Source organism: Streptomyces sp. NPDC043878, from assembly GCF_056435735.1.
Window position 1 is genome coordinate 34,546 of sequence record NZ_JBWKDW010000033.1, and the last position, 26,865, is coordinate 61,410.

At 72.7% G+C, this 26,865-nt stretch carries 24 protein-coding genes and 1 tRNA gene; 12 read left to right on the top strand and 13 right to left on the bottom strand.

Annotated elements, in window-relative coordinates; all coding sequences use genetic code 11:
- Positions 1–16: 16 nt before the first annotated feature.
- Both AC07AZ_RS33835 and AC07AZ_RS33840 read right to left on the bottom strand, forming a co-directional pair.
- Positions 17–685 carry a response regulator gene (locus AC07AZ_RS33835; RefSeq protein ID WP_478854564.1) on the bottom strand — a complete coding sequence of 223 codons (669 nt, stop codon included), beginning with the start codon at positions 683–685 and terminating at the stop codon, positions 17–19.
- On the bottom strand, positions 649–1,932 hold the full coding sequence (locus AC07AZ_RS33840) for a sensor histidine kinase (protein ID WP_478854565.1): 1,284 nt from the start codon (positions 1,930–1,932) through the stop codon (positions 649–651). Before AC07AZ_RS33840 ends, AC07AZ_RS33835 begins: the two co-directional genes overlap by 37 nt.
- Before the next feature lie 372 nt (positions 1,933–2,304).
- Between AC07AZ_RS33840 and AC07AZ_RS33845 the strand changes: the two genes are divergently transcribed.
- Both AC07AZ_RS33845 and AC07AZ_RS33850 read left to right on the top strand, forming a co-directional pair.
- Positions 2,305–3,117, top strand: coding sequence for an ABC transporter ATP-binding protein (locus tag AC07AZ_RS33845; protein ID WP_478854566.1), 813 nt, complete (start codon positions 2,305–2,307; stop codon positions 3,115–3,117).
- Positions 3,111–5,141 carry an ABC transporter permease gene (locus tag AC07AZ_RS33850; RefSeq protein WP_478854567.1) on the top strand — a complete coding sequence of 677 codons (2,031 nt, stop codon included), beginning with the start codon at positions 3,111–3,113 and terminating at the stop codon, positions 5,139–5,141. Before AC07AZ_RS33845 ends, AC07AZ_RS33850 begins: the two co-directional genes overlap by 7 nt.
- A 76-nt stretch (positions 5,142–5,217) precedes the next feature.
- Here the strand turns inward: AC07AZ_RS33850 and AC07AZ_RS33855 are convergent.
- From AC07AZ_RS33855 to galU, 7 genes are all read right to left on the bottom strand, one after another.
- Positions 5,218–5,291, bottom strand: a tRNA-Ala gene (locus tag AC07AZ_RS33855).
- Positions 5,292–5,384: 93 nt separating this feature from the next.
- Positions 5,385–6,686, bottom strand: a complete 1,302-nt coding sequence (locus AC07AZ_RS33860) for a hypothetical protein (protein ID WP_478854568.1) — start codon at positions 6,684–6,686, stop codon at positions 5,385–5,387.
- 172 nt (positions 6,687–6,858) lie between these two features.
- On the bottom strand, positions 6,859–7,482 hold the full coding sequence (locus AC07AZ_RS33865) for a GNAT family N-acetyltransferase (protein ID WP_478854569.1): 624 nt from the start codon (positions 7,480–7,482) through the stop codon (positions 6,859–6,861).
- Between the two features lie 20 nt (positions 7,483–7,502).
- Positions 7,503–8,018, bottom strand: coding sequence for a MogA/MoaB family molybdenum cofactor biosynthesis protein (locus AC07AZ_RS33870; protein ID WP_478854570.1), 516 nt, complete (start codon positions 8,016–8,018; stop codon positions 7,503–7,505).
- Positions 8,015–8,527: a cyclic pyranopterin monophosphate synthase MoaC gene (gene moaC / locus AC07AZ_RS33875; RefSeq protein WP_478854571.1), complete on the bottom strand. Its 513-nt coding sequence runs from the start codon at positions 8,525–8,527 to the stop codon at positions 8,015–8,017. The genes AC07AZ_RS33870 and moaC overlap by 4 nt, the downstream gene beginning before the upstream one ends.
- 210 nt (positions 8,528–8,737) lie before the next feature.
- Positions 8,738–10,060: a molybdotransferase-like divisome protein Glp gene (gene glp / locus AC07AZ_RS33880; protein ID WP_478854572.1), complete on the bottom strand. Its 1,323-nt coding sequence runs from the start codon at positions 10,058–10,060 to the stop codon at positions 8,738–8,740.
- A gap of 5 nt (positions 10,061–10,065) precedes the next feature.
- Positions 10,066–10,968: a UTP--glucose-1-phosphate uridylyltransferase GalU gene (gene galU / locus AC07AZ_RS33885; RefSeq protein WP_478854573.1), complete on the bottom strand. Its 903-nt coding sequence runs from the start codon at positions 10,966–10,968 to the stop codon at positions 10,066–10,068.
- Positions 10,969–11,049: 81 nt separating this feature from the next.
- Here galU and AC07AZ_RS33890 point away from each other — a divergent pair, with 81 nt between their 5' ends.
- Positions 11,050–11,679: a 5-formyltetrahydrofolate cyclo-ligase gene (locus AC07AZ_RS33890; protein ID WP_478854574.1), complete on the top strand. Its 630-nt coding sequence runs from the start codon at positions 11,050–11,052 to the stop codon at positions 11,677–11,679.
- A 78-nt stretch (positions 11,680–11,757) separates the two neighbouring features.
- Here the strand turns inward: AC07AZ_RS33890 and AC07AZ_RS33895 are convergent, their stop codons facing one another.
- Positions 11,758–14,517, bottom strand: a complete 2,760-nt coding sequence (locus AC07AZ_RS33895) for a penicillin acylase family protein (RefSeq protein WP_478854575.1) — start codon at positions 14,515–14,517, stop codon at positions 11,758–11,760.
- Positions 14,518–14,734: 217 nt separating this feature from the next.
- On the opposite strand from AC07AZ_RS33895, the gene AC07AZ_RS33900 reads away from it, so the two are divergent.
- The 6 genes from AC07AZ_RS33900 to mscL all read left to right on the top strand — a co-directional run bounded on the left by AC07AZ_RS33900 (position 14,735) and on the right by mscL (position 20,640).
- Complete coding sequence (locus tag AC07AZ_RS33900) at positions 14,735–16,303, top strand: potassium/proton antiporter (RefSeq protein ID WP_478854576.1); 1,569 nt, start codon at positions 14,735–14,737, stop codon at positions 16,301–16,303.
- Positions 16,304–16,651: 348 nt separating this feature from the next.
- Positions 16,652–17,914 (top strand): MFS transporter, encoded by a 1,263-nt coding sequence (locus AC07AZ_RS33905; RefSeq protein ID WP_478854577.1) that lies wholly within the window; start codon positions 16,652–16,654, stop codon positions 17,912–17,914.
- 67 nt (positions 17,915–17,981) lie between these two features.
- A complete protein-coding gene (locus AC07AZ_RS33910) occupies positions 17,982–18,320 on the top strand; it encodes an FmdB family zinc ribbon protein (RefSeq protein ID WP_478854578.1) in 339 nt (112 codons plus the stop codon).
- 136 nt (positions 18,321–18,456) lie between these two features.
- Positions 18,457–19,290 (top strand): S-methyl-5'-thioadenosine phosphorylase, encoded by an 834-nt coding sequence (locus AC07AZ_RS33915; RefSeq protein WP_478854579.1) that lies wholly within the window; start codon positions 18,457–18,459, stop codon positions 19,288–19,290.
- A gap of 201 nt (positions 19,291–19,491) precedes the next feature.
- The gene (locus AC07AZ_RS33920; protein WP_478854580.1) at positions 19,492–20,037 is read left to right on the top strand and encodes a hypothetical protein; all 546 of its coding nucleotides are present in this window, start codon (positions 19,492–19,494) and stop codon (positions 20,035–20,037) included.
- A gap of 138 nt (positions 20,038–20,175) precedes the next feature.
- Positions 20,176–20,640 carry a large conductance mechanosensitive channel protein MscL gene (gene mscL, locus AC07AZ_RS33925; RefSeq protein ID WP_478854581.1) on the top strand — a complete coding sequence of 155 codons (465 nt, stop codon included), beginning with the start codon at positions 20,176–20,178 and terminating at the stop codon, positions 20,638–20,640.
- Positions 20,641–20,692: 52 nt separating this feature from the next.
- On the opposite strand, the gene AC07AZ_RS33930 is transcribed toward mscL, so the two are convergent.
- Entirely contained in the window at positions 20,693–20,875 is a 183-nt protein-coding gene (locus AC07AZ_RS33930) for a hypothetical protein (RefSeq protein ID WP_478854582.1), read from the bottom strand.
- 62 nt (positions 20,876–20,937) lie between these two features.
- On the opposite strand from AC07AZ_RS33930, the gene AC07AZ_RS33935 reads away from it, so the two are divergent.
- From AC07AZ_RS33935 to AC07AZ_RS33945, 3 genes are all read left to right on the top strand, one after another.
- On the top strand, positions 20,938–22,233 hold the full coding sequence (locus tag AC07AZ_RS33935) for a low temperature requirement protein A (protein WP_478854583.1): 1,296 nt from the start codon (positions 20,938–20,940) through the stop codon (positions 22,231–22,233).
- Between the two features lie 225 nt (positions 22,234–22,458).
- On the top strand, positions 22,459–23,499 hold the full coding sequence (locus AC07AZ_RS33940; RefSeq protein ID WP_478854584.1) for a P1 family peptidase: 1,041 nt from the start codon (positions 22,459–22,461) through the stop codon (positions 23,497–23,499).
- A 409-nt stretch (positions 23,500–23,908) separates the two neighbouring features.
- Positions 23,909–24,655 (top strand): DUF6227 family protein, encoded by a 747-nt coding sequence (locus AC07AZ_RS33945; RefSeq protein ID WP_478854585.1) that lies wholly within the window; start codon positions 23,909–23,911, stop codon positions 24,653–24,655.
- Positions 24,656–24,857: 202 nt separating this feature from the next.
- Here the strand turns inward: AC07AZ_RS33945 and AC07AZ_RS33950 are convergent, their stop codons facing one another.
- Both AC07AZ_RS33950 and AC07AZ_RS33955 read right to left on the bottom strand, forming a co-directional pair.
- A complete protein-coding gene (locus AC07AZ_RS33950) occupies positions 24,858–25,118 on the bottom strand; it encodes a hypothetical protein (RefSeq protein ID WP_478854586.1) in 261 nt (86 codons plus the stop codon).
- A 112-nt stretch (positions 25,119–25,230) separates the two neighbouring features.
- On the bottom strand, positions 25,231–26,865 hold a 1,635-nt coding region (locus AC07AZ_RS33955), incomplete at its 5' end, for a PTS fructose transporter subunit IIC (protein WP_478854587.1).

Sequence of the window (26,865 nt, forward strand, 5' to 3'; positions counted from 1 at the left end):
GCGCGCGGCCGGCGGCTCAGGCCCGCAGGAAGGCGAGCACGGCCAGGACCCGGCGGTGGGTGTCGTCGGCCGGGGGCAGGTCCAGCTTGGTGAGGATGCCGCCGATGTGCTTGCCGACGGCCGCCTCGGAGACGACCAGGGTCCGGGCGATCGCACCGTTCGACCTGCCCTCCGCGACCAGCGCGAGCACCTCCCGTTCGCGCGGGGTGAGCCGGGCCAGCGGGTCGCGGCGCCGGCGCAGCAACTGCCGTACGACCTCGGGGTCGACGACCGTGCCGCCGGCCGCGACCTCGCACAGCGCGGCGACGAACTCCTCGACCTGGCCGACGCGGTCCTTCAGCAGGTAGCCGACGCCGGTTCCGTCGCCGGAGTCGAGGAGTTCGGCGGCGTAGGCCCGCTGCACGTACTGGCTGAGGACGAGGACCGGCAGACCGGGCCGCTCCTCGCGCAGCCGCACCGCCGCGCGCAGGCCCTCGTCCTGGAACCCGGGCGGCATGCGTACGTCGGTCACCACGGCGTCCGGTGTGTGGTCGGCGACGGCGGTGAGCAGCGCGTCCGCGTCGCCGACGGCCGCCACGACCTCGTGCCCGAACCGGGTGAGGAGTCCGGCCAGTCCCTCGCGCAACAGCACGCTGTCCTCGGCGAGAACTAGGCGCAGGGGACGGTGTGCTTGCTCGGCCGGCAAGGTATCTCCACACGCAGCAGGGTCGGCCCGCCGGGCGGGCTGGACAGGGTGAGTGTGCCATCGAGGACGGCCACGCGGTCGGCGAGACCGGTCAGTCCGGTGCCGCCGCCGGGGTCCGCGCCGCCGCTCCCGTCGTCGCCGATCACCAGGACGAGCCGGCCGCCGTCGTGCTCCGCGCCGATCCGGGCGCGGGTCGCCGCGCTGTGCCGGGCCACGTTGGCGAGGGCCTCACGGACGGCGAAGTACGCGGCGCTCTCGACGGGCGGGGGCAGCCGCCCCGGCAGCCTCAGGTCGAGGTCGACGGGGACGGGGCTGCGGTCTGCTGCGTCGGCGACGGCGGCTTCGAGGCCGTAGTCGGTGAGGACCTCGGGGTGGATGCCGTGGATGAGTTCGCGCAGTTCCGCGAGGGCCCCGCCGGCCTCGTCGTGGGCCTTGGCGAGCTGGTCGGCGAGTGGTCCGGGCGGGGCGTCGAGGCGGGCCAGCCCGAGGGTCAGGGTGAGCGCGACGAGCCGCTGCTGCGCCCCGTCGTGCAGATCGCGTTCGATGCGCCGCCGCTCCGCCTCGAAGGCGTCCACCAACCGGGCCCGGGAGCGCACCAGTTCGGCGATCCGCTCACCGTCCTTGGCGGTGAGCAGGACCCGGGTGAGTTCCCCGCGCGCCGCGGCCACGAGCCCGAGGAGGTATCCGCCGGCCGCCAGGAGCAGCACGCCGAGCACGGCCACCGCGCAGGCGCCCGGCCAGGTGGTGACGGTCCACAGCTTGACGACCTTGGCCTCACCGTCGACGGCGACCAGGACCGGCGCGGCGGCCATGGTCCCCGGCAGGGCGAGCGCGAGCGCGACGGCCAGCGCGTCGAGGGGCCACAGCACCAGGGCGAACAGCGTCGCGTACGCCAGCTCCCGCCAGGTCAGGGCCTCCCGCAGCCGGGTGGACAGCCACGCCCCGAGGCCCGGCCGGTCCGGCACCCGGTGCTGCCCGGCGGGCACCGCCGGTGCCGCGACCAGGCGCAGCCGCCGTCGCTCCACGGCCGCCACCGGGATGCCGGTCAGCGCGGTGAGCGCCAGCAGCGGCAGCCCGACCAGGGCGACGGCGAGCACGCCGCCGACCAGGAATCCGCTGACGAGCACCACGAGGACGACCACCCCGAGCAGTCCACCGCTCACCAGGAAGGCGACGGCGCGCCACGGCCAGGCCGACCCCAGGTACCCCCGCGCGGCCAGCGCCGCCCACATACTCCGTGCCTGCATGGAGATCACCGTAGGAGCCGGGGCGGGGTGGGGGCCATCGGTGTGGCCGGAGGCTTCGGGATATGCCTGGCCCTACCCCGACTCTCGCCCCTGCCGCACTGCTTCGGGCCCCGGTCGCACGGTTTCGTTGGAGCCGACGGAACGGACGACCACGAACCGGACGACCGACCACGGCACCGGAGGACGACGGAACCGGACGACGACGGAACCGGACGACTGGGGGCGCGGAACGCGATGAACCAGATGAGCGAACTGAATCAGCGGAACAGGTTGAACGACCTGAATGACCCGGGCTCGCGGGGCGCGGCGGGAGCGGAGGGAAAGGCGGCTGCGGAAGGAAAGGTGGAGGGGGATGCGGCAGCGCGGAGGCCCGTGGGCGGTGACGCGATCGCGCTGGACTCGGTGAGCAGGTGGTTCAGGTCCGGCGGCGGCCGGGTGACCGCCCTCGACGGGGTCTCGCTGGCCTTCGGCCGGGGCTCCTTCACCGCCGTCATGGGCCCGTCGGGTTCCGGCAAGTCGACCCTGCTCCAGTGCGCCGCCGGGCTCGACCGGCCGGACGCGGGCTCCGTCCGGCTCGGCGACACGGAGCTGACGGAACTGGGCGAGCGGCGGCTGACACTGCTGCGGCGCGAGCGGATCGGCTTCGTGTTCCAGGCGTACAACCTGCTGCCGTCCCTGACCGCCGCGCAGAACGTGGCGCTGCCGCTGCGTCTGGCCGGCCGCCGGCCGCCGAAGGACCGGGTCCGCGAGGCGCTGCGCCGGGTCGGCCTCGACGGCCGGGCCGGCCACCTGCCCGGCCGGCTGTCCGGCGGTGAGCAGCAGCGCGTCGCGCTGGCCCGGGCGCTGATCACCCGCCCCGAGGTGCTGTTCGGGGACGAGCCGACCGGCGCGCTCGACGCGGCGACGGGGCGCGAAGTGCTGGCCCTGCTGCGGGACATGGCCGACACCGGCGGCCGTACGGTCGTGATGGTGACGCACGACCCGGTGGCCGCGTCGTACGCGGACCGCGTGGTCCTTCTCGTCGACGGCCGGGTGCACGGGGAGCTGGCGGGGGCGTCGGCCGGTGAGATCGCCGCGCGGACGGCGGGGTGGGGGGCGGTTGGGGCCTCGCGCCGGGCCGCCGCGCCGACTGCCGCAGCGGGCGCGGGAGCCGGCCCGAACCCGGGAGAGGTGACGTCGTGTTGAGCCTCGCCCTGCGCGGACTGCGCTCCCGCTGGGCCACCTTCACCGGCAGCTTCGTCGCGCTCTCGCTGGGCGTCGCCCTGTCGGCGATGATGGGGCTGGCCCTCGCCTCCACGCTCGACGCCCCGGCGCGCGGGCCGGAGCGGTTCGCCGGGGCCCCGGTCGTCGTGCGGGGGCAGGACACCCTGCGCGTGCCGACCCGGAACGGCGTCCGCACCCGGAGGCTGGCCCGTCCGTACGCCGTACCGGAGCACACGCTCGCCGCGCTGCGGCGCCTCGGCGAGGTCACCCGGGACCGCTCGTTCCCGGTACGGGCCGAGGGCGGCCCGGACGGTCTGGTGGGCCACCCCTGGCCCACCGCCGTGTTCGCCCGGTACGAGCTGGGCGCCGGGCGGGCGCCCGATGCCGCCGACGAGGTGGTGGCCACCGGCGACTGGACGGCCGTGGGCCGGCGGGTGAGGACCGGCTCCGGCACCGTGCGGGTGGTCGGCACGCTGCGCGGCCCGGACTTCGAGGACGCCGTCTTCTTCACCGACCACCGTGCCGCACAACTGTCTCCCACAGTCACGCAGTTGGTGGTGGACGCGGACGCCTCGGCCGTACGGCGGGTGGTGGGCGGCGAAGCCGAGGTCCTGACCGGCGGCGCACGGCGCCGCGCGGACCCGGATCCCGACCGGGAGGCCGAGGAACTCACTGCGCTGAACGCCCTGTTCGGCACGGCGGGCGGGATCACGGGGTTCGTGTCGGTGTTCGTGGTGGCGTCCACCTTCGCGTTGGTGGTGTCCCGGCGGCGCCGTGAGTTCGGACTGCTGCGCACGGCGGGCGCCACCCCGGGCCAGATACGCCGGACCGTCCTCACGGAGGCGCTGGTCGTCGGAGTCCTCGCCTCGGCGGCGGGCTGCGCCCTCGGCGGGTACGCCGCCCCGCACCTCGCCGCGCGGGTCGTCGCCGGAGGTCTGGCACCGGCCTGGTTCACGATCGGCGACCACGTCTGGCCGTACCAAGTGGCTTTCTGGACCGGCCTGTTCGTGGCGTTGGCGGGGGCGGCCACCGCGTCCTGGCGGGCCGGCCGGACGAGGCCCGCCGAGGCGCTGCGCGAGGCGTCCGCCGACAGCGGGACGCTCACCCCGGGGCGCCTGCTGTGCGGCGCGGCCCTGCTCGTGGTGGCGGCCGTCACGCTCGCCCTGACGCTGCTGGGCGAGCCGGGCGAGCTGCTGCACCGCAAGACCTGGGTCAGCCGGCCGATGCTGCTGATCTCCGCGGCCGCCCTGCTCTCCCCCGCCCTGGTGCGCCCGCTGACGCGGCTGATCACCTGGCTGCCCGCCCGGCTGCCGGGCGGGGGCGGCATGCTGCTCCGCGCGGGCGCGGGCACGCACCGCATGGCCGCCGTGGCGGCTCCGGTGCTGGTCACGGTCGCCCTGACGGGCTCGCTCCTGGGCGCCGGCGCCACCCTGGGCGCGGCGAAGGCCGCCGAGCTGGACCGGCGGACGACGGCCGACCTCGTGGTGAGGGCGGCCACCGGCTCGGACGGCCTCGACGCGGCGACCGTACGGCGCCTTCGGGCGGTGCCCGGCACCGAGGTCGGGGTGAGCGCGACGAGCGCGGTCCACGTCCTGGAGGACGGTGTCGCCCTCGTCACGTCCGAGGCCCGCGCGGTGGATCCCCGGGCACTCGCGGCCACCGCACGGCTGCCGGTGACGTCCGGCCGGGTCGCCGACCTCGACGACGACTCGATCGTCGTCAACGAGGAGTGGGCCACCCGTGCTGGGTGTCGTGGTGGCCGGGCTCGAACTGCTCGGCCTGTGGGGCGCGCTGGAGCTGCTGGGTGTGCGGTCGGCGGTGCGGATGCCGTGGGCGGCGGTGGGATCGGCGGCGGGGGCGTGCGCGGTCCTCGCGGTGGTCCCGGCGGTGGGGGCGGCGGGCCTGGGGCTACGGCACCGGAAGGGAGTTCTCTCCCTCTGAATAGTCCGTCTGCCTGGACGGCGGCCCCGCCACCCTCGGCGACCGGGTCCACGGCGGGTGGGTGATCACCCGGAGCAGGACCTGACCGCGCCCATGGCAGAAGGCCCGTCCCCCCGGAGGGGAACGGGCCTTCATGATGCGTGGACCTGAGGGGATTCGAACCCCTGGCCCCCTCGATGCGAACGAGGTGCGCTACCGGACTGCGCCACAGGCCCTTGCAACGAGTAAAACTCTAGCATCCCGGTCCTGATGCTCGGAAATCCGTTCCTGGCTGGTCATGACCACGGCCCGGACCCCCCGCCGGGCGTCTATTCGTTGGCGGCCCGGGGCCGCTCGCCGTCCTCGTACTGGTCGAAGAGCGGGGTGCGTCCGCGCTCCCGCGCACGGCGGGCGGACGCGGCGCGGCGGGCGTCGCTCCGCTCGTCGGGGGCGGTCGCGTCGTCCTCGTCGGACGAGGGCTCCCCCGCCGCGCCGGCCCGCGCACCGGAGTCCGCCTCCTGCTCCGACGGCACCGAACTGGACCGCGCGGAGCTCCAGGCGTCCGGCGCGCCCAGGTCGACGTCACTGGTGGCGCGCGGGGCGACCGGCGCGGTCACGTACGTCGGCAGGGGTACCGGCACCGGCTCCCAGCTGTCGCCGTGCCCCGGCCGGCGCTGCCGCTCACGCTGCTGGTCGACCCACTCCGCGTGGTCGGTCTGCTCGACCAGCGCCCGCCGGTCCGCGGCGAGCGCCGACAGCCCGGACTCGGCCTCGGGCTCGGAGCCGTCCTCCGGCCCGACCGACTCGGCGCCGGTGTCCACGGCGCCCCGCCGACGCGGCTGGCGGGCGCGCTCCCGCAGCCGCTGCGCGGCGACCTCCGCCTGACGCCGGTCCATCTGGTAGGCGAAACGGCGGTGTTCCTGCGAGCGGAGGTAGGCGATGTAGCCGCTGAGGAACACGGCGGGCACGCCGGGTGCCCACAGGAACGCGAGTCCTCCGACGGCGGCGACGATCGCGCCGAGGGTGAAGGCGATGAAGAGCATCACCGTGGTGCGTCGGCGGCGCGCGAGCACCTTCGTGCGCCGGGCGCGTGCTGCGGCCGCCTCGGCTCCGGCGTCCGACGCGGCACGCCGTGCGACGGGGACGCGCTTGCGGGCCCGTGCGGCGTCCTTTTCGGCCGCGGACGCGGCCGCCGGTGCGCGCCCCGGTTCCCGGGCGCCTTCCCGGCCCTGCTCGCGGACCGCTTCCCGCGCGGGTTCCCTGACCTGTTCCCGGACCTGCTCGCGCGCCGGTTCACGGGCCGCTTCCGTCCGGCCGGTGGCCTTCGGCTGCGGGCCGGCCTGGGACTGCGGGCGGGCCGGAGGCATGGCGAAGGCCCGGACGTCCACCGAATCGGTGGGCGGTTCCGGCTCCACGGCGCTGGGCTCCGCCTCGTCGGTGGAGCGCGCCCGCAGGTCCTTGGCGTATCGGCGCTCCATCCCGGCCCGTCCGGACAGCAACCGGATGGCTGTGCTGAAGCGTTCCGTCGGACGGGCCTCGTTCAGCTCGTCCTGCCTACGGAGCCACATCGGCACCAAGTAGGCGGCCCAGGCCCCGACAATGACTGCGTAGATGAGGCCGCTGCTGCTCACGCCTCACACGGTAGAGGGATTCACGTGAGGCCATCCGCCAATTGAGCCGGTGTGTCGCACGATCTGGCTGATATTTCGAGCTTTTTTTGTGACCGATGCGATCAGCAGGCCGCTGTGGACGCGAATTCAATGCCCCAACGCGGTCATCCGCCGATCATTTTCGAACACTTATTCAATTTCCCGGGCGGGACGTGTCGTGCGGGGTGTTCTGCGAGCGTGCCCGCTGCCAGCGCCGCAGCAGACCGTCCGGCACCTCCTCCGCGGTGAGCGCGAAGACGAGGTGGTCGCGCCAGGCGCCGTCGATGTGGAGATAACGCGGCCTGAGCCCCTCCTCGCGGAATCCGAGTTTTTCCACGACCCGGCGGCTGGGCGTGTTCTCCGGGCGAATACAGACCTCGATGCGGTGCAGGCCCACGGTCCGGAAACAGTGGTCGACCACGAGCGCCACGGCTGTCGGCATCACCCCGCGGCCGGCCACCGACTGGTCCACCCAGTAGCCGACGTGCCCCGAGCACATCGAGCCCCAGGTGATGCCGGCGACCGTCAACTGCCCGACCAGCCGCCCCTGGTACTCGATGACGAACGGCAGCATCCGCCCCGCGTTCGCCTCGGCCCGCAGGTGCCTGACCATCTGACGGTACGTCGGCCGGTGCGCGACGGGCCCGCTCGGCGTGGGCGGCGGGATGGTCGCCTCCCAGGGGCGCAGCCAGTCCCGGTTGCGCCGGTTGACCTCGCGCCACACCCGCTGGTCGCGCGCCTTTATCGGCCGCAGGACGACGTCGCCGTCCGCGAGCACGACGGGCCACGATGGGCTGTTCAGCTCGCACCCCCGTGACCGGCGCCGGGTCTGGGGTGGTCCCCGCCGCGGATCTGGGCGACGGCGTGCGCCAGCAGGGGCTCCAGGACGGCGAGTCCGTCCTTCACCCCGCCGGTGGAACCCGGCAGGTTGACGATCAGCGTCCGCCCGGCCACTCCGGCGAGTCCGCGGGAGAGCGCCGCGGTCGGCACCTTGTCCCGCCCGTACGCCCTGATGGCCTCGGCGATGCCCGGGACCTCGTGGTCGATCACCCCGCGAGTCGCCTCGGGGGTGCGGTCGGTGGGGGAGATCCCGGTGCCGCCGGTGGTGAGCACGACGTCGTAGCCGGCCTCCACACCGGCCCGCAGGGCGGCCGCCACGGGGTCGCCGTCGGGGACGACCCGCGGCCCGTCGACCGCGAAGCCGAGGCTTTCGAGGCCGGCGACGACGAGCGGGCCGCCCCTGTCCTCGTACACCCCGGCGGCGGCGCGGTTGGAGGCGGTCACGACCAGCGCGCGGTAGGGCCCGGCGCTCATGTCCGGCTCCAGTCGCCCGACTTGCCGCCCGTCTTCTCCTCCACCCGAACGTCCGTGATGACCGCTCCCTTGTCGACCGCCTTGACCATGTCGATCACCGTGAGCGCGGCGACGGAGACCGCGGTGAGGGCCTCCATCTCGACACCCGTGCGGTCCGTCGTGCGCACCGTGGCGAGGATCTCCACGGCGTCGTCGGCGACCGCCAGGTCCAGTTTCACACCCGACACCGACAACGGGTGGCACAGCGGGATCAGATCCGGGGTGCGCTTGGCGCCCATGATGCCCGCGATCCGCGCGGTGGCCAGGGCGTCGCCCTTGGGGACGCCCTCACCGCGCAGCAGCTCGACCACGCGGGGCGAGACCAGGACGCGTCCGCTGGCGCGGGCGGTGCGCGCGGTCACGTCCTTCTCCGAGACGTCGACCATGCGGGCGGCGCCCGCCTCGTCGATGTGTGTCAGTCGGTCCTGCACGTCTGGTCCGGGGGTGTCCCCCCGGGAAGGCACGGTCATGGTGTGTGGCGCTCCCGGTCCGGGCCCGCCGCGGTGCGGCGCGCGGGCCTGCTGTGCGCGACACGGTACCTCCAAGCAGGCGGCTTCAGCGGAGGAGGTCCCCGGGGACCTCCCGCGCCCCCGCGGAGCGGGACACCCGCCGGCGTGGGACTTCCGCGCTCCCGGCGGAGCGGCACGCGCGCGGGGTGTGCCCCGGGCGGCGCGCGCGGCTCAGCCGAGCAGGATCACCTCGACCTCGGTGCCGGGCTCGACGGTCTCGACGTCCTCGGGGACGACGATCAGCGCGTCGGCGTGCGCGAGGGCCGCCACCAGGTGGGAGCCGGCACCGCCGACCGGGCGCACGGTCCCGTCGGTGTGCGTGCCGCGCAGGAACTGCCGGCGTCCCTTCGGAGAGGTCAGGGCCCTGTCCGCGGCCAGCGTCGCCCGCACCGCCGGCCGGTGGACGTCGGGGAGTCCCATGAGGGTGCGGATGGCGGGGCGCACGAACAGCTCGAAGGAGACGTACGACGACACCGGGTTGCCGGGGAGGGCCAGCAGCGGCGTGTGGTCGGGGCCGATCGTGCCGAAGCCCTGCGGCTTGCCGGGCTGCATGGCGAGCCGGCGGAAGTCGACGCCGCCGCCGGCCTCGTCCTCGTCGCCGGTGGATGCCAGTGCTTCCTTGACGACGTCGTACGCGCCGACGCTCACGCCGCCCGTGGTGACCACGAGGTCGGCCCGGACGAGCTGGTCGTCGATGGTGGACCGGAGGGTCTCGGCGTCGTCGGCGACGGCACCGACGCGGTAGGCGATGGCCCCGGCGTCGCGGGCGGCGGCGGTGAGGGCGAAGCTGTTGGAGTCGTAGATCTGGCCGCTGCCCAGTTCCTCGCCCGGCGGCAGGAGTTCGCTGCCGGTGGACATGACGACCACGCGCGGACGCGGGCGGACGCGGGCGGTGCCGCGGCCGATCGCGGCGAGCAGGGCGATCTGTGACGGGCCGAGGACGGTGCCCGCCTCCAGGGCGCGGTCGCCGGCCCGCACGTCGCTGCCCTGCGCGCGCACGTGCGCGCGCTCCTCGGCCGGCCGGTACACGTGGACGTGTCCGGCCGCTCCCTCGGGCGCCAGGCTGCGGGCCCGCATCCCGGTGACGGGGCCCTCGCCGAGGCCCCCGTCGGTCCACTCCACGGGGACGACGGCCTCGGCGCCGGGCGGCAGCGGGGCGCCGGTCATGATGCGGGCGCTCTGGCCGGGCCCCACGTGGAGCAGCTGCGACTCGCCCGCCGCGACGTCCCCGACGACCTCCAGGACGGCGGGGAACTCCCCGCTCGCGCCCGCGACGTCCGCCACCCGAACCGCGTACCCGTCCATCGAGCTGTTGTCGAACGGCGGCAGGGACACCGGCACGGTGACGTCCTCCACCAGGACACAGCCCTGGGCGTCGAGCAGTTGCAGCTCGATGGGGTCCAGGGGGCGGACGGTGGCGAGGATGTCCTCCAGGTGTTCGTCCACCGACCACAGGTGGTGCTGGCCGGTGGTGCGGGGCGCGGCGCTGCTCAACGTGGCTACATCTCCTCGGCTACGTAACTGCGAAGCCAGGCGCGGAAGTCCGGGCCCAGGTCTTCACGTTCGCATGCGAGTCTGACAATGGCACGCAGGTAGTCGCCACGGTCGCCGGTGTCATAGCGGCGGCCCTTGAAGACGACGCCGTGCACGGGGCCGCCGACCTTCTCGTCCTCGGCGAGCTGCTGGAGGGCGTCGGTGAGCTGGATCTCGCCGCCGCGGCCGGGCTCGGTGGTGCGCAGTATCCCGAAGACGGCCGGGTCGAGCACGTAGCGGCCGATGATCGCGTAGTTCGACGGCGCGTCCGCCGCGTCCGGCTTCTCGACCAGGCCGGTCACCTTGACGACGTCGCCGTCCTCGGTGGGCTCGACGGCCGCGCTTCCGTAGAGGTGGATCTGCTCCGGCGCGACCTCCATGAGGGCGACGACGCTGCCGCCGTGCCGCTCCCGCACCTCGACCATGCGCGCGAGCAACGGGTCGCGCGGGTCGATCAGGTCGTCGCCGAGCAGGACGGCGAAGGGCTCGTGGCCGACGTGCGGGGCCGCGCACAGGACGGCGTGACCCAGCCCCCTGGGGTCGCCCTGCCGGACGTAGTGCATGGTCGCCAGGTCGCTGGACTCCTGGACCTTCGCGAGCCGTTTCGCGTCGCCCTTCTTCTGGAGGGCCGACTCCAGTTCGTAGTTGCGGTCGAAGTGGTCCTCCAGGGGGCGCTTGTTGCGGCCCGTGATCATGAGGACGTCGTCGAGGCCGGCGGACACGGCTTCTTCGACCACGTACTGGATCGCCGGCTTGTCGACGACCGGCAGCATCTCCTTGGGAGTGGCCTTGGTGGCCGGCAGGAACCGGGTGCCGAGACCTGCTGCGGGGATGACAGCCTTGCTGATCCTGGTGTGCGACTGGGTCATGCGCGCAACCTTATCCGGTGCGTTTGCAAGGAATCTGCAGGTCCGGTTAATTATCTGTCATATGAACATATTGGACAGGGTATGGGAGCGAAGGTGACCGACACCGGACGTCCGGCCGAGCCTGACAAGCGAATGTTGCGGCGGGAGTTCCTCACAGTGAGGAACAGGTTGACGGGGGATGTCGTACGGGAGACGGCCACCGCGCTGGCCGCCCGGGCGCTGGAGCTGCCCGAGCTGGCGGAGGCGCGCACGGTGGCGGCGTACGTCTCCGTCGGGAGCGAGCCCGGCACCCTCCCGCTGCTGGACGCGCTGCGCGCGCGGGGGGTACGCGTCCTGCTGCCCGTCCTGCTGAGCGACAACGACCTGGACTGGGGCGCCTACGCCGGGGAGGACTCCCTCGCGCGCGTGCGGCACGGCGGACGGATGACCCTGTTCGAGCCGGCCGACGAGCGCCTGGGCCCGGACGCCGTGTCCACCGCCGACGTGGTCCTGCTGCCCGGCCTGGCGGTCGACGCGCGCGGCATGCGCCTGGGACGCGGCGGAGGATCGTACGACCGGGTCCTCGCCCGCCTGGAGCGCGCGCACGCCCGTCCTGCGCTGGTGGTACTGCTGTACGACGTGGAGGTGGTCGCGCGCGTTCCCGCCGAGCCGCACGACCGGGCGGTGCACGCGGTGGTGACGCCGTCCGGCGTGCGCCGGTTCGGCGTCTGACGCGCCGGGCGCCGGGGCGGTGCCGGGACCGCGGACGGGGCCCGCACGCGCGCGTGCGGGCCCCGCCTCACGGCCGGTTCACGGTTTCAGGACCAGCGAGTCACTCGTGCCGCCCTCGACCGCCTTGTCCGAGAAGGACCAGTCCAGCAGCTCGCCCTTGACCCACTTGCCGGTCTGGTCGGTGTAGTGGGCGCTGAAGGCGTGCCCGGAGGCGCCGGTCAGGTTGATCCACTTCGACTTGTCGAGGTCGGCGAGGTTCACCACCATCCGCATGGACGGCACCCACACCACGCCGTAGCCGCCGGCCGCGTTCCAGCCGGTCGCGTCGACCGCCGCCTCGCCGCCGCCGAGCCGCCACGGGCCGCGGTTGAGGATGTACTTGAGGAAGGACGGGCCCTCGGTGCCCAGGGTCTGGTTCTTCAGGAACAGGCGGTGCAGCCGGCCCCAGCTCCAGGTGTCGATGTCCTTGCCGAGCTTGGCGGTCAGCTCCCAGCGGGCGTCGATCATCGCGCGCTTGAACAGGTCGTCGCGGTTGTGGTCCGCTCCGTCGCGGGCACCCGCCGCGGGCGTCGTCCACCAGTCGCTGCTCTGGTCGTCCATCAGCTTGCGCACGACCTCGAACCAGCGGTCGCCGCCGTCGGGCTGCGCCTGGTCGGCGTCGCGCTGGCCGCACTCGCGGACCTTCTTGGTGTCGTCGACGGGCCCGGTGGTGTTGACCGGGTCGACCCACAGGCACTGGCCCTTGACCCGCACCTCCTTGGGCAGCTTGTGGCCGAAGGCGAGCTTGAGGATGTTGCGCCAGACCGAGTTGAAGTAGGCCGCCGCCGCCGAGTCGGCGTCCTGGGTGTAGTCCCAGCCCTCCAGGAGCTTCTGCGCCTCGCGGACGTCCTTGTCGGGGATGTCGATCTTCAGCAGCTTGGGCACGAGCAGCTTGGCGATCTCACTGCTGTTGTCGAGCTGCATCTGCCGCATGTCGTCGGTGGAGATCTTGCCGCCGCCGTCGATCTTCTGCTTGATCAGGTCGGTGATCCGCTGGCTGCGGGTGCCGTAACCCCAGTCCGTGGTGAGCGTGTACGGGTACGCGTCCTTGTCGACCACGGCCTGGTTGGCGGTGACGATGTACCCGCGCTTCGGGTCGAACTCGTAGGGCAGTTCGTCCTGGTCGATGTAGCCGGTCCAGGCGTACTTGGAGTCCCAGCCGGGCGCCGGGATGGAGCCGTCGACGCCCTCCGCGCGCTTGGGGATGCGTCCGGGCAGCGTGTAGCCGATGTGGTTGTCGGTGTCCGCGTACACCAGGTTCTGCGAGGGCACGTCGAACAGCCCGGCCGCCGCCCGGAAGTCGCTCCAGCCGGCCGCCCTGTCCATCGCGAAGACGGCGTCCATGGAGGTGCCCGCCTCCAGCGCGGTCCACTTCAGGGCGATGCCGTAGCCGTCGCCGCGGTCGGGTGCCGCGGTGTCGACGGTGGCCTTCTTGCCGACCTTCACGAGTTCGTCGTCGCGGTCGGACAGCAGCGGCCCGTTGTTGGTCGTACGGACGACGATCTTCTTGGACGCCCCGCCGGCGACCTTGATGGTCTCCTCGCGCGAGGTGAACGGCAGCACCTTGCCGTCGTACAGGTAGCCGCCGCCGCTGAGCTTCTCCAGGTAGAGGTCGGTGACGTCGACCCCGGAGTTGGTCATGCCCCAGCCGATGTCCTGGTTGTGGCCGATGACCACACCGGGCATGCCCGCGAAGGTGTAGCCGGTGACGTCGTACTGGCACGTGCGGGAGACCGTCCGGCAGTGCAGGCCCATCTGGTACCAGACGGACGGCAGCGAGGCCGCCAGGTGCGGGTCGTTGGCCAGCAGCGGCTTGCCGGTGATGGTGTACTTCCCGGCGACGACCCAGGAGTTGGAACCGATGCCGTTGCCGTTCACGCCGACGGCCGCGGGGACGTTGTCCAGCACGTCGTACAGGCCCGACAGCTGGCTCTGCAGGGCCGAGGCGCCGGAGCCGGTGGACGTGCCCGCGGTGGCGCCGGTGGACGTCTCACCGGTGGACGCGGCGCCGTTCTGCCGGAACGTCTTGGTGAGGGCGTCGTACTGGCCCTCCTGGACGATCGCCGCGTTACGGCTGTACGGGTACTGCGGGTACAGGTCGTCGATCTGCTTGTGGCCCAGCCGGCTGGTCATCAGCGCCCGGTCGATCTCGTCCTGCATGTTGCCGCGCAGGTCCCAGGCCATCGCCTTCAGCCAGGACACCGAGTCGACCGGGGTCCACTCCTGCGGCTTGTAGTCGTTGGTGAACCCGAGGGCGGCGTACTCCAGGGAGATGTCCTTGCCGTCCTTGCCCTTCAGGTACGCGTTGACACCCTTGGCGTACGCCTGGAGGTACTTCTTCGTGGAGGCCGACAGCGTGCTGTCGTACTCCTTCTTCGCGACCCGGTCCCAGCCCAGGGTGCGCAGGAACTCGTCGTTCTCGACCTGGCCCTTGCCGAACATCTCCGACAGGCGCCCGGAGGTCATGTGCCGGCGCACGTCCATCTCGTAGAACCGGTCCTGCGCCTGGACGTAGCCCTGCGCCATGAACAGGTCCTCGTCGGAGGAGGCGTAGACCTGCGGGATGCCGTAGCCGTCCCGCTTGACGTCGACGGGCCCCGACAGTCCCTCCAGCGTTATCGAACCCTTGGTCTGCGGGAACGACGCGCGAACGGTACTGATGGACCAGTAGGCGCCGTAGACCAGGCCGCCGATGATGGCCAGTACGAGGACAAGGACGAACAAACGGGCTTTGCGCCCCTTCTTCCTGCCGGACTTGCCGGGCTGCTGACCCGATGAGGCGGTGGTGTTGGGGGGCATCGCTGTCCTTGCTGTCCTAACGCGAGCGGCAGGGCGGGCTGTGCTTTTGACTGAGCGCTGGAGCAACCATAGGCGCAGGGCCCGGCGCGACTTGACGCGGAGTGGGGAACCGGCGCGGACGGGCGTTCGATCTCACCTCGAGAAGTGTCAAGAAATCGTCAAGAGTTAGGTAAGGTAACGAAGTACTTGGATGCGTGGCCCATCGGTCTCGTGTCGGATGTACGTGAGCTCCCGGGCGCTGCGCGGGGGCCAGGGAAGGGAACGGCCGCTGACTGTCCACCACCTCAACCAGCTTCTGCTCGTCTGCTCGCTCGTCCTGCTCGTCGCCGTGGCAGCGGTCCGGATCTCCTCGCGCAGCGGACTCCCCAGCCTGCTCGTCTACCTGGGCATCGGCATCGCCATGGGCCAGGACGGCGTCGGCGACATCCACTTCGACAGCGCCGAACTGACCCAGGTCATCGGATACGCGGCCCTCGTCGTGATCCTGGCCGAGGGCGGCCTCGGCACGAAGTGGAAGGAGATCCGGCCGGCCCTCCCGGCCGCGACCGCCCTGGCGCTGGCCGGGGTCGCGGTGAGCGTCGGCGTCACCGCGACGGCCGCGCACTACCTGATCGACCTCGAGTGGCGCCAGGCGCTCATCATCGGGGCGGTGGTGTCCTCGACGGACGCGGCGGCGGTGTTCTCCGTGCTGCGGAAGATCCCCCTGCCCGCGCGCGTGACGGGCATGCTGGAGGCCGAGTCCGGCTTCAACGACGCCCCCGTGGTCATCCTGGTGGTCGCCTTCTCCACGGCCGGCCCGGTCGAGCACTGGTACGTGCTCATCGGCGAGATAGCGCTGGAACTCGCCATCGGCGCCGCCCTCGGCCTCGCGGTGGGCTGGCTGGGCTCCTGGGGGCTCAGGCATGTGGCGCTGCCCGCCTCCGGCCTCTACCCGATCGCCGTGATGGCCATCGCGGTCACCGCCTACGCGGCGGGCGCCCTCGCGCACGGCAGTGGATTCCTGGCCGTCTACCTCGCCTCGATGGTCATGGGCAACGCCAAGCTGCCGCACTGGCCCGCCACCCGCGGGTTCGCCGACGGGCTCGGCTGGATCGCGCAGATCGGCATGTTCGTCCTGCTCGGCCTGCTGGTCACCCCGCACGAGCTGGGCGACGACGTGCTGCCCGCACTGCTCGTCGGGCTGGTGCTGACGATGGTCGCGCGCCCCCTGAGCATCGTGCTGTGCCTGACACCGTTCCGGGTGCCCTGGCAGGAGCAGGTCCTCATGTCCTGGGCCGGGCTGCGCGGCGCCGTGCCCATCATCCTCGCCACCATCCCGATGGTGCAGGGCGTCGACGCCAGCGGCCGCATCTTCAACATCGTCTTCGTGCTGGTCGTCGTCTACACGCTGATCCAGGGGCCGACGCTGCCGTGGCTGGCCCGCACACTGCGCCTGGGCGGGGACCCGGAGGCCGCCGACCTCGGCGTCGAGTCGGCGCCCCTGGAGCGGCTGCGCGGCCACCTGCTGTCCGTCGCGATCCCCGAGGGGTCCAAGATGCACGGCGTCGAGGTCAACGAGCTGCGCCTGCCGGCCGGGGCCGCGGTCACCCTCGTCGTACGCGACGGCACATCGTTCGTGCCGCTGCCGGCGACCGTGCTGCGCCGCGGGGACGAACTGCTCGTGGTCACCACCGACCCCGTCCGCGACGCGGCCGAACGGCGCCTGCGCGCGGTGGGCCACGGCGGCAAGCTCGCCGGCTGGCTGGGCGACACCGGGGAGACGGGCCCCCCCGGGGCGAGACGCTAGCGCCGTGGCAGGCAACGTTTGCCCGTGAAGGAGCGCCGGCCCGCGCCGGTCCGGCCGGCGCCCGCGCCGTTAAGGATGTGTTTCCTACGGTTCACACCCCCGGCAATCGCAGGTTGACGCGCCCGTGGTGCTCGTTTTCACAGGCACGCCGGACCCCGGCCGCTGTACACTGAAGGCGCATTCTGATCGGACCAACTCTGCCTGACGCAGAGCTGGCGCGACCGTATGGCGGCCGAGACGTACTCCGCAGGAGCTCCGGCATCTACCGCAGTCCGCGCAAGAGGACAGCTCTCGGCGCCGTCGCCCACCAGGGGGGCCGCGCTACCAGGCGGCAGAAAGGCACGGGCCGTGGCATCCACGGTCACCTCCCGCCCCGGCTACGGACAGCTGCTGCGCACCCGCGGCGTCTGGACGTTCCTGCTCCCCGGCTTCGCGGCACGACAGCCCTTCGCGATGCTCACCATCTCCATCGTGCTGCTGGTGCAGCACACCACCGGCTCCTACGGCGCGGCCGGCGCCGCGGCGGCCGTCACCGGCGTCTCCATGGCCGTGTTCGCCCCCTACAGCGGCCGTCTCGCGGACCGCTACGGGCAGCGCGCGGTCCTGCTCCCGGGCGTCCTGGTGCACACGCTGTCGGGCCTGGGCCTGACCGCCCTCGCGCTGACCCACGCCCCGCTGTGGGCCGTGTTCGCCGCGGCCGTGCCCACGGGCGCCTCGGTGCCCCAGGTCGGCCCCATGGTGCGCGCCCGCTGGGGTGTACGGCTCCAGGGCTCGCCCCTGCGGAGCACCGCGGCGGCCTTCGAGTCCGTCACGGACGAGCTGACCTTCGTCTTCGGCCCCCTGCTCGCCACCGCCCTGTGCACGGCTTTCCACCCGGCCGCCGGCCTGCTGACGGAGGCGTCGCTGACGCTGCTGGGCGGCCTGCTGTTCGCCGCGCAGAAGAGCACCCAGCCCGAGGTCGCCGCCTCGGGGCACGCGCGCGTGCGGCACGGTTCCGCCCTGCGGGTGCCCGGCGTGCGCGTCCTGATCGTGACCTTCCTGGGCATCGGTTCCGTCTTCGGCGGCATGCAGGTCTCGCTCGCCGCGTTCACCGAGTCGATCGGCGAGCCCGGCCTGAACGGCGTCCTGTACGGCGTCTTCGCCGCGGGCAACATGCTCTCCGGCGTCGTCTGCGGCGCCGTCGCGTGGAAGGCCGCACCCCGGCGGCGCCTCGTCATCGGGTACGCCGCCCTCGCGCTGACCGCCTCCGGCCTGTGGGCCGCGCACTCCGTGCCCGTCCTGGCCGGCCTCGGCCTGCTCGTCGGCATGTGCGTCGCGCCGTCCCTGATCACCGGCTACACGCTGGTCGACAGCCTGGTTCCGGCGGGTGCCCGCACCGAGGCGTTCACCTGGCTGACCGGAGCCGTCGCCCTCGGCCAGGCGGCCGCCGTCACCGTCGCCGGGCAACTGGAGGACCGCTTCTGGGGCGGCGCCGGGTTCCTGGTGCCGATGGGCGGAACACTCCTGGCCCTCGTCACCCTGCTGGCCCTGCGGTCGCGCCTCGCCGCACCGCCCCGCAGCCGTACCGTCGCGCGTGGCGTCGGTCACCGCGTGCCGGTGGCAGTGGACTGATCCTTCGGAATACGTCACTATGGACCGTCGTTAGCACTCATCGAGTGAGAGTGCCAGGAGGAAGACAGTGCCCACCTATCAGTACCAGTGCACCGAATGCGGCGAGGGCCTCGAGGCGGTGCAGAAGTTCACCGATGACGCCCTGACCGACTGCCCCAACTGCGGTGGCCGCCTGAAGAAGGTGTTCTCCGCGGTCGGCATTGTCTTCAAGGGCTCCGGCTTCTACCGCAACGACAGCCGCGGCTCCTCGTCGAGCAGCGCGCCGGCCTCGTCCTCGAAGTCGGCGTCCTCCGACGCGAAGTCCTCGTCCTCGGAGTCGAAGCCGTCCTCGACCTCGTCGGCGTCCTCGGACTCGAAGTCGAAGTCGTCGAGCACCGGCAGCTCGTCCAGCAGCTCCGCCGCGTAGCACCGGCCGCGGCACCGCCGCGCAGCACCGGCATCCCGAACGGTTCGCGGAGACCCTGCCGTCCTACGACGGCAGGGCTTCCGGGGTTTCCGGGGCCCCGTCGGGCCGCGCCGCCGCGCCCGCTAGTGTGCTGGTCATGGCGAACGCAGAGATCGGTGTAATCGGCGGCTCCGGCTTCTACTCGTTCCTCGACGACGTGACCGAGATCCAGGTGGACACCCCCTACGGGCCACCCAGCGACTCCCTCTTCCTCGGCGAGATCGCCGGCCGCCGGGTCGCCTTCCTGCCCCGGCACGGACGCGGCCACCACCTGCCGCCGCACCGCATCAACTACCGTGCGAACCTGTGGGCGCTGCGCTCGGTCGGGGCACGCCAGATCCTCGGCCCGTGCGCGGTGGGCGGTCTGCGCCCCGAGTACGGGCCGGGCACCCTGCTGGTGCCGGACCAGCTCGTGGACCGTACGAAGTCCCGCGCCCAGACGTACTTCGACGGACTGCCGCTGCCCGACGGCCATGTGCCCAACGTGGTCCACGTGTCCCTGGCCGACCCCTACTGCCCGGTCGGGCGGGCGGCCGCGCTGAAGGCCGCCCGCGGGCGGGACTGGGAGCCGGTGGACGGCGGCACGCTCGTCGTGGTCGAGGGACCGCGCTTCTCGACCCGCGCCGAATCGCTGTGGCACCAGGCGCAGGGCTGGTCGGTGGTGGGCATGACGGGCCACCCCGAGGCGGCGCTCGCCCGGGAACTCGAACTCTGCTACTCCTCGCTGACCCTGGTCACCGACCTCGACGCGGGCGCGGAGACCGGCGAGGGCGTCTCGCACGACGAGGTGCTGCGGGTGTTCGCGGCGAACGTCGACCGCCTGCGAGGCGTGCTCTTCGACGCGGTGGCCGCGCTGCCGACGAACGACGAGCGGGACTGCCCGTGCACGTCGGCGCTGGGCGGGATGGATCCGGGGTTCGAACTGCCGTAGGGGTGCGTGAGTGGGGGGCGTCCAGGGCGTCCAGGTCGGCCCCGTTGCGGTAGCGGGCCGCCGGGCCGCCGCTGTGGAGCGTCTCGTTCGGGTGAGGGAGTTGTCCACAACCGGCTGGTGATCCACCGGTTCCGGCGGGCGGCGGCGTGAGGCCTCATCGTGGCAGGGCAAGCCGATCCCTCGTCCACAGGTGGTGCTCCCGTGTCCTTCACACCCTCCTCGCCCCCGTTCTCCTCGCTGCCGCCCCGCCCGCTCGGCACCGACGCCCCCGCCACCTGCGAGGTGCCGCACTTCGCCCCGGTCCGCGTGCGCGGCGGGCGGTACCAGCTGCGCCGGCTCGTACGGCACCGGAGGCGGGCCGTGGCGGCCGGACTGGCGGTGACCGCGGCGGCGCTGGTGGCCGCCGGCCCGGGGCACGCCGACCGGGCCCGCGGGCATCCGGTGGCCGATCCGGTATGGAAACACCGCGCCGTCCGGCTGGTGGCCGCGCCGGTGCGGATCGCCGACGGCGCCACCGTCCGGCTGCTGCGCCCCGGTGACCGTGTGGACGTCATCGCCGCCGAGGAACAGGTGGCCGGCGGCAAGGCGTGGCTCGTTGCGCGCGGGGCGCGGGTGACGAAGGTGCCGGAGCTCTTGGACGGCGCGAGCGAGGGCGGGGCGCTTGTCGTGCTGTCGGTGCCCCGTTCCACCGCGACTCGCCTCGCCGGCGCGAGTGCGACGGCCCGCCTGGCGGTGACCCTGTGCTGATCACCGGTTCACCCACCGTCCGCGGCAGTTGGTCAAGCGCCTCGTTGGAGGGGTGCGATTGGACAGGGCCGTCTCGCCCTGACGTAGGTTGCGGATCTGTTTGTTCCACAACCTGTGTATCCGACGAGAGGCCCCGGGGTGAGAGAGAAGCAGGAACCGAGCGTCTGGCAGGGCTTCAAGGCCTTCCTGATGCGCGGGAACGTCGTCGATCTGGCGGTGGCGGTGGTGATCGGCGCCGCGTTCACCAACATCGTCAACTCGGTGGTGAAGGGCCTGATCAACCCGCTGGTCGGAGCGATCGGCACGCAGAACCTCGACAGCTACAGCTCATGCCTGAGCACGAAGTGCACCGGCGACAAGGGCATCCGGCTCCTGTGGGGTTCGGTCCTCGGCGCCACCCTCACCTTCCTGATCACCGCGGCCGTCGTCTACTTCCTGATGGTGCTGCCCATGGCGAAGTACCTGGCCCGGCTGGAGGCCCGCAGGAAGGCGAAGGAGGGCACCCGCGAGGTCATCGAGGTGACGGAGCTGGAGGTGCTCAAGGAGATCCGCGACACGCTGCTCGCCCAGCAGCGGCGCGCCCCGGGTTACGACGAGCGGTAACGGCGGCCCTGCGCGGCATCCGGCGGGCCCGGGCCCGCCGGATGCGCGGACCTCAGATGTGGTGGGGCGGCTTCTCGTCGAGGAAGCGCCTCAGGTCGGCCGCGCTGTCACCGGAGGTACCGGGACGCTCGCCCCATCCGCGGTCGGTGTCGTCCGAGGACTGCTGGTCCAGCGGGTCGTCGAAGACCAGCTCGGCCTTCGGCTCACGCGGCTCGGGGTCGGGGACGCTACTCATGCCTCCAGGGTACGGGGCCCTGCGGGAGAAGCCCGGCCGGTTCATCTGCTGTGCTTGGCCTCATGAACTCCAGCTCCACGCCCCCGCCCCCGCCTGCGGACACGCCGGCAAGCCGCCGTCCCGTGCGCAGACTCACCGCCCGTGGCCGGCACGAGGCGCACCGGGTCTCCTCGCCGCTGGAACTCTTCTTCGACCTGTGCTTCGTCGTGGCCATCGCCCAGGCGGGTGTTCAGCTGGTGCACGCCGTCGTCGCGGGGCACGCGGGCGAGGGGATCCTCGACTACGCCATGGTCTTCTGGGCCATCTGGTGGGCGTGGATGAACTTCACCTGGTTCGCCTCGGCCTACGACAACGACGACGTGCTGTACCGGATCGTCACCCTGGTGCAGATCGCCGGCGTCCTGGTTCTCGCGGCCGGCGTCTCCGAGACGTTCCGGGCCCACGACTTCCTGGTGGTCTGGGCCGGCTACGTGATCATGCGAGTGGCGATGTCGGCCCAGTGGCTGCGTGCGGCACGGTCCGCCGAGGGCGCGGAACGAAAGACGGCCCTGCGGTACGCCGGTGGCGTGCTGCTCTGTCAGGCCGGCTGGACCGGGCTGCTGTTCCTGCCCGAGAACGCCCTGCCCTGGATGTTCCTGGTGATGGCGGTCCTCGAGATGTGGATGCCGCTGTACGCGGAGAAGGACTTCGCGACCTCCTGGCATCCGCACCACATCTCCGAGCGGTACGGCCTGTTCACGATCATCGTGCTCGGCGAGACGATCGCGGCGGCCACCGTCGCCGCGAAGGCGGGCGTGGCCGAGAACGACGCCCTGGGCGAGCTGCTGCCGATCGCCGCGGGTGGGCTGCTCGTCATCTTCGCCGCCTGGTGGATCTACTTCGTGGTGCCCATCCACGGCCATCTGCGCTCCAGCAAGGACGCGTTCCTGTGGGGATACGGCCACTACCTGGTCTTCTCCTCGGCGGCGGCGATCGGCGCGGGCCTGGAGGTGACGGTCGAGCAGGCCGTCGGCAAGGCCCACATCTCCACCCTGGCGGCCGCGGCCGCGGTGACCCTGCCGACCGCGCTGTTCCTGCTCAGCGTCTGGGCTCTGCACTCGCGCTACTTCAAAGTGGGCATCGCCCAGCAGGCGGTGCTGCCGACGGCGGCCCTGCTGGTGATCTGCTGCACCTTCCTCGGCGACTGGGCGGTGCTCGGCGCCGGCCTGGTCTCGGCCGCGGCGGTGACGGCCGGGGAGATCCTGAGCACCCGCATGGCCGGCCGGGGCGACAGAGGGAACGGCAGGCACGAACAGAACGGAGGGAGCGGGAAGAAGGGCGGCCAGGGGGAGAACCCGGCGACGGCACCGGCGGTCTGACCGACCGCGTCCCCCCTGCAACCGCGCCACCCCGCCCCGCCTCGCCTCGTCCCGCCTACGCGTCGTACCGCCGAGTACCGCGCTGGACGCCGGACGCCGGGACTCCGGACACCGACGCCGGACACCGGACCCGAACGCCGGACGCCGGACGCCGGACGCCGGACCCTAGGCGCCGCACCCCGCGCGCCGCACCCCGCGCGCCGCACCCTGGACGACACTGGCCCCATGACAGTTGACGCATTGACGGACGTCACCGGCGTGCGGGTCGGGCACGCGACGCGGACCGGTGACGGTTGGCTGACCGGCACCACGGTCGTCCTGGCTCCGCCGGGTGGGGCCGTGGCCGCGGTGGACGTGCGCGGAGGAGGCCCCGGCACGAAAGAGACCGACGCCCTCGACCCGCGCAACCTCGTGCAGAGGATCGACGCGGTCGTCCTGACCGGTGGCAGCGCGTACGGGCTCGACGCGGCGTCCGGGGTGATGGCCTGGCTCGAGGAGCAGGGACGCGGGGTGCCCGTCGGGCCGGACCCGGCGCAGGTCGTGCCCGTGGTGCCCGCCGCCGCGGTGTTCGACCTGGGGCGCGGCGGCGACTTCCGGGCCAGGCCGGACGCGGCCACCGGCCGGGCCGCGGTGGAGGCGGCCGCCGCGACCGAACCGGGCGCGCCCGTTCAGGAAGGCTGCGTGGGCGCCGGCACGGGGGCCGCGGTCGGCCCGATGAAGGGCGGCGTCGGCACCGCGAGCGCCGTCCTCGACTCGGGGATCACTGTGGCGGCGCTGGTCGTGGCCAACGCGGCGGGATCGGTGACGGCACCGGAAACCGGCGTCCTGTACGGAGAGTTGTTCCAGGGTCGGGTGACCTGTCCGGACCCCGCCGTCCACGAGGCGGCGCGGCGGCGTCTGGCGGAGGTGTCGGCCCAGGGCGCTCCCCTGCCGCTGAACACGACGTTGGCGGTGGTCGTCACGGACGCGGACCTGTCCAAGGCACAGGCCCAGAAGCTGGCCGGTACGGCGCACGACGGCATCGCGCGCGCCGTACGGCCGGTGCATCTGCTCCATGACGGCGACACCGTCTTCGCGTTGGCCACGGGAGGGCGCCCGCTCGCCGAGCATCCGCTCGCGCTGAACGAGATCCTCGCGGCGGGCGCGGACCTGGTCACGCGCGCCGTCGTCCGCGCCGTGCGAGCCGCCGAGTCGGTGGACGGCCCGGGCGGATCGTGGCCGTCGTACGGGGAGTTGTACGCGGACGGCCGGGAACCTCCCGGCTGACCCCCCGCTCCGAGGTCGCCACGAGGATCGACCTGGACGGCGTCGAGGGCGCGCGGGGCCACACGACCGCCGAGTGGTTCTACGACACCTCGGTCGTCGGGGGACGTGGTGATCGTCAGGAGCTCCCCGCCAGGAACGTGGCACCGGACAACGGGCTCAACGGCTGGAACATCCTCCGGGAGCGAGTGGCTCGCGCGGGGGGCGCGTCCTGAGCGGACGGACAACCCCCTGACGCGTCCAAGTACCCTCTGACCGGCATCTTTTGACGAATCCTCGGGCGGCGTGGGAACTTCCTGCGCGGCCCGGGCGTTTTCCGGGCATACGTTTTCTCGGTTCCCGGACATGATGTCCGACCGAGGGGCTACGGTATGCACTCACAAGGTGACATGCAGCAACGCCGGGAGAAACCTTGAGCGTTCCGTACGAGACGGCAGCGTACGAACCACCCGAGTCGCCGGAGTCTCCGGAGGAGCACCTCGCGCGGCTCCTGGGTCGCACCCTGAACTCGTTCGAGCTGCCCGACGAGGCGATCCGACAGCTGGACTGCGCGCTCGCGCACGACAGCTCCCTGCACTCCGCGCACCACAGCGCGGGGCTGCACCGTGAGACGTACCGCCACACCTGGCTGCTCGCCGACGGCTCGGCGCGCACCCTGTGGGAGCTCGTCCACAACACCGCGCCGGGCAGCGCCCCGCAGCACGAGGTGTACGTCGACGAGGAGGAGCTGCGCGCCGCCACCGCCCGGCTGCCGCTCCCGCCGGACGCGCCGGACTTCGAGCTGCCGGTGACGGTGCAGTTGTCGCCGGTGCACACGCCCCGCCACGCGTACGTGCCGGACGACTCGGCGGACCACGCGCGCCGGCTTCTGCGCCGGGCGGAGAACCACGACCGTCCGGGCGCGGCCACGGCGACCCTGCTGAGCACGGCGTGCGCCCACCAGATCACCCAGGCGTTCGGGCGCCCGTGCCGCGCGGGGCGTGCCGCGCTGTCGTTCTCGCTCTATGAGCACGCGTTCCTGCTGCGGGACGGCACGGAGATCTCCCTGTGGGAGGTCGAGCACACCGCGACGCCCGACGGACGGCACATGTGCGAGGTGTACGTCTCCGAGGACGCGGCGAGAGAGGCGATGGAACGGCGCGCGGCCCAGCTCTCCTGACCACCGCACGCCCCCTCACGACGGCGCGGACCCTGACGGACGAGCCGTGGCACCGGCGGAGCATCCCCGGCTGCGGCACGCGGCGTTGGACGATCGTTCGAGCGCAAGTCCGACGTCCGCCCGGCCACCGACCCGGCGTCCACCCCGCTGCCGCCTCGGCCTCACCCCGAACCACTGACTCGGCGTGCGCCCGGCGCCCGCTTCAGCGCTCGCCGCCGCCGAGTTGTCGTACGAGACCGGCGAAGGCGTCTTCCTCAGCCCGGGTCAGTTCGACGTACTCCCGGCGGGGAGCTGCCTGCCGCTGGTGCGGGAAGGCGGACGGGGTGTGGCCGCCGGCGCGCAGCACGGCGGCCTCGAAACGGCCGCGGCGCAGCATGTGGGCCAGCCCGAAGGTCCAGGCGAGGGTCACCAGGATCAGGAGGCTCACACCAAGCCACTGGTAGATGGAGACGTGCTCAGGCATGCGCTCCAGTAGACACCACGGTCCGGGACTTTGGCCCCGGACCGTGACGTATCTCGCAGGTGCCGTGAACACCCCACAGTGTTCTCAAAGGGACGGGCGACGGCGGGGTGGCCTACGCGGCGATCGGCTGCTTCGTCTGCGCCGCCGTGGTCTCCGCGCTCTCGTCGGCGTCCGCGGTCGTGGTTCCGGCCGCCGGCTTGCGCAGGCCCTTCAGGACGACCACCAGGGCCGTCGAGACGCACACGCCCGCCGCGATGGCGATCAGGTAGAGGAACGGGTTGCCGATCAGCGGAACCACGAAGATGCCGCCGTGCGGGGCGCGCAGGGTGGCGCCGAAGGCCATCGACAGGGAGCCGGTGATCGCGCCGCCGACCATCGCCGAGGGGATGACCCGCAGCGGGTCGGCCGCGGCGAACGGGATCGCGCCCTCCGAGATGAAGGAGGCGCCCAGCACCCAGGCGGCCTTGCCGTTCTCGCGTTCGGTCTCGGTGAAGAGCCGGCCGCGCACGGTCGTCGCGAGGGCCATGGCCAGCGGCGGGACCATGCCGGCCGCCATCACGGCCGCCATGATCTTCATCGCGGAGTCGCTGGGGCTCGCGACCGCGATGCCGGCGGTGGCGAAGGTGTAGGCGACCTTGTTGACGGGGCCGCCGAGGTCGAAGCACATCATCAGGCCGAGGAGGGCGCCGAGCAGGACGGCGTTGCTGCCGGTGAGGCCGTTCAGCCAGTCGGTCATGCCCTTCTGGGCGGAGGCGATGGGCTTGCCGATCACCACGAACATCAGGAACCCGACGATCGCCGAGGAGATCAGCGGGATCACCACCACCGGCATGATGCCGCGCAGCGACGCCGGGATCCTGACCTTCTGGATCGCGATCACCACGCCACCGGCGATCAGACCGGCCGCTAGGCCGCCCAGGAAACCGGCGTTGATGGTGAGGGAGATCGCCCCGCCGACGAAGCCGGGCACGAGACCGGGCCGGTCCGCCATGCCGTACGCGATGTAGCCGGCGAGCACGGGGACGAGGAACCCAAAGGCCACGCCGCCGATCTGGAAGAACAGCGCGCCCCAGCTGTCGGCCTGCATCCACATGAAGTGGTCCATGACCGACGGCGCCTTGTTGATCTTGTAGCCGCCGATCGCGAAACCGAGGGCGATGAGCAGACCGCCCGCGGCGACGAACGGGACCATGTAACTGACGCCGGACATCAGCCACTTGCGCAGCTTGGTGCCGTAGCCCTCACCGGACTCGCCGGCGCGTTCGACCGGCGACGGCGCGGAGCCGGACGTGACCTCGCCGCGCGCGGCCTTCTGGCGGACCTCGGTGATGAGTTCGCCGGGCCGGTTGATACCCGCCTTCACACCGACGTCGACGGTCGGCTTGCCGGCGAAGCGTTCCTTCTCCCGTACCGGCACGTCGTGCGCGAAGATCACGCCGTCCGCGGCGGCGATGACCGCGGGGTCGAGCCGGGTGAAACCGGCTGAGCCCTGCGGCTCGACGACGAGTTCGACGCCGCCCTCACGGCCCGCGTTCTCCAGGGACTCGGCCGCCATGTAGGTGTGGGCGATGCCCGTCGGACAGGAGGTGACGGCGACAATCCGGAACGGCCGCTCGTCCGTCGCGGAGCCCTGGCCCGCCGAGGGGGCGCTCTTCGTGGTGGTGTCCGTGGCGGGGGGGGGGGGGGGGGGGGAGGGGGGGGAGCCGGAGGGTTTGGGGGGAAGCGCGAGGCCCACGAGGCTCCTCGT

What these genes read in the sequence shown, in the direction of transcription:
- AC07AZ_RS33840 (WP_478854565.1), bottom strand. Translation starts at nt 1,932, where the DNA reads ATGCAGGCACGGAGTATGTGGGCGGCGCTGGCCGCGCGGGGGTACCTG.
- AC07AZ_RS33870 (WP_478854570.1), bottom strand. Translation starts at nt 8,018, where the DNA reads ATGAGCGCCGGGCCCTACCGCGCGCTGGTCGTGACCGCCTCCAACCGC.
- moaC (WP_478854571.1), bottom strand. Translation starts at nt 8,527, where the DNA reads ATGACCGTGCCTTCCCGGGGGGACACCCCCGGACCAGACGTGCAGGAC.
- galU (WP_478854573.1), bottom strand. Translation starts at nt 10,968, where the DNA reads ATGACCCAGTCGCACACCAGGATCAGCAAGGCTGTCATCCCCGCAGCA.
- AC07AZ_RS33890 (WP_478854574.1), top strand. Translation starts at nt 11,050, where the DNA reads ATGGGAGCGAAGGTGACCGACACCGGACGTCCGGCCGAGCCTGACAAG.
- AC07AZ_RS33895 (WP_478854575.1), bottom strand. Translation starts at nt 14,517, where the DNA reads ATGCCCCCCAACACCACCGCCTCATCGGGTCAGCAGCCCGGCAAGTCC.
- AC07AZ_RS33900 (WP_478854576.1), top strand. Translation starts at nt 14,735, where the DNA reads ATGTACGTGAGCTCCCGGGCGCTGCGCGGGGGCCAGGGAAGGGAACGG.
- AC07AZ_RS33915 (WP_478854579.1), top strand. Translation starts at nt 18,457, where the DNA reads ATGGCGAACGCAGAGATCGGTGTAATCGGCGGCTCCGGCTTCTACTCG.
- AC07AZ_RS33930 (WP_478854582.1), bottom strand. Translation starts at nt 20,875, where the DNA reads ATGAGTAGCGTCCCCGACCCCGAGCCGCGTGAGCCGAAGGCCGAGCTG.
- AC07AZ_RS33935 (WP_478854583.1), top strand. Translation starts at nt 20,938, where the DNA reads ATGAACTCCAGCTCCACGCCCCCGCCCCCGCCTGCGGACACGCCGGCA.
- AC07AZ_RS33940 (WP_478854584.1), top strand. Translation starts at nt 22,459, where the DNA reads ATGACAGTTGACGCATTGACGGACGTCACCGGCGTGCGGGTCGGGCAC.
- AC07AZ_RS33950 (WP_478854586.1), bottom strand. Translation starts at nt 25,118, where the DNA reads ATGCCTGAGCACGTCTCCATCTACCAGTGGCTTGGTGTGAGCCTCCTG.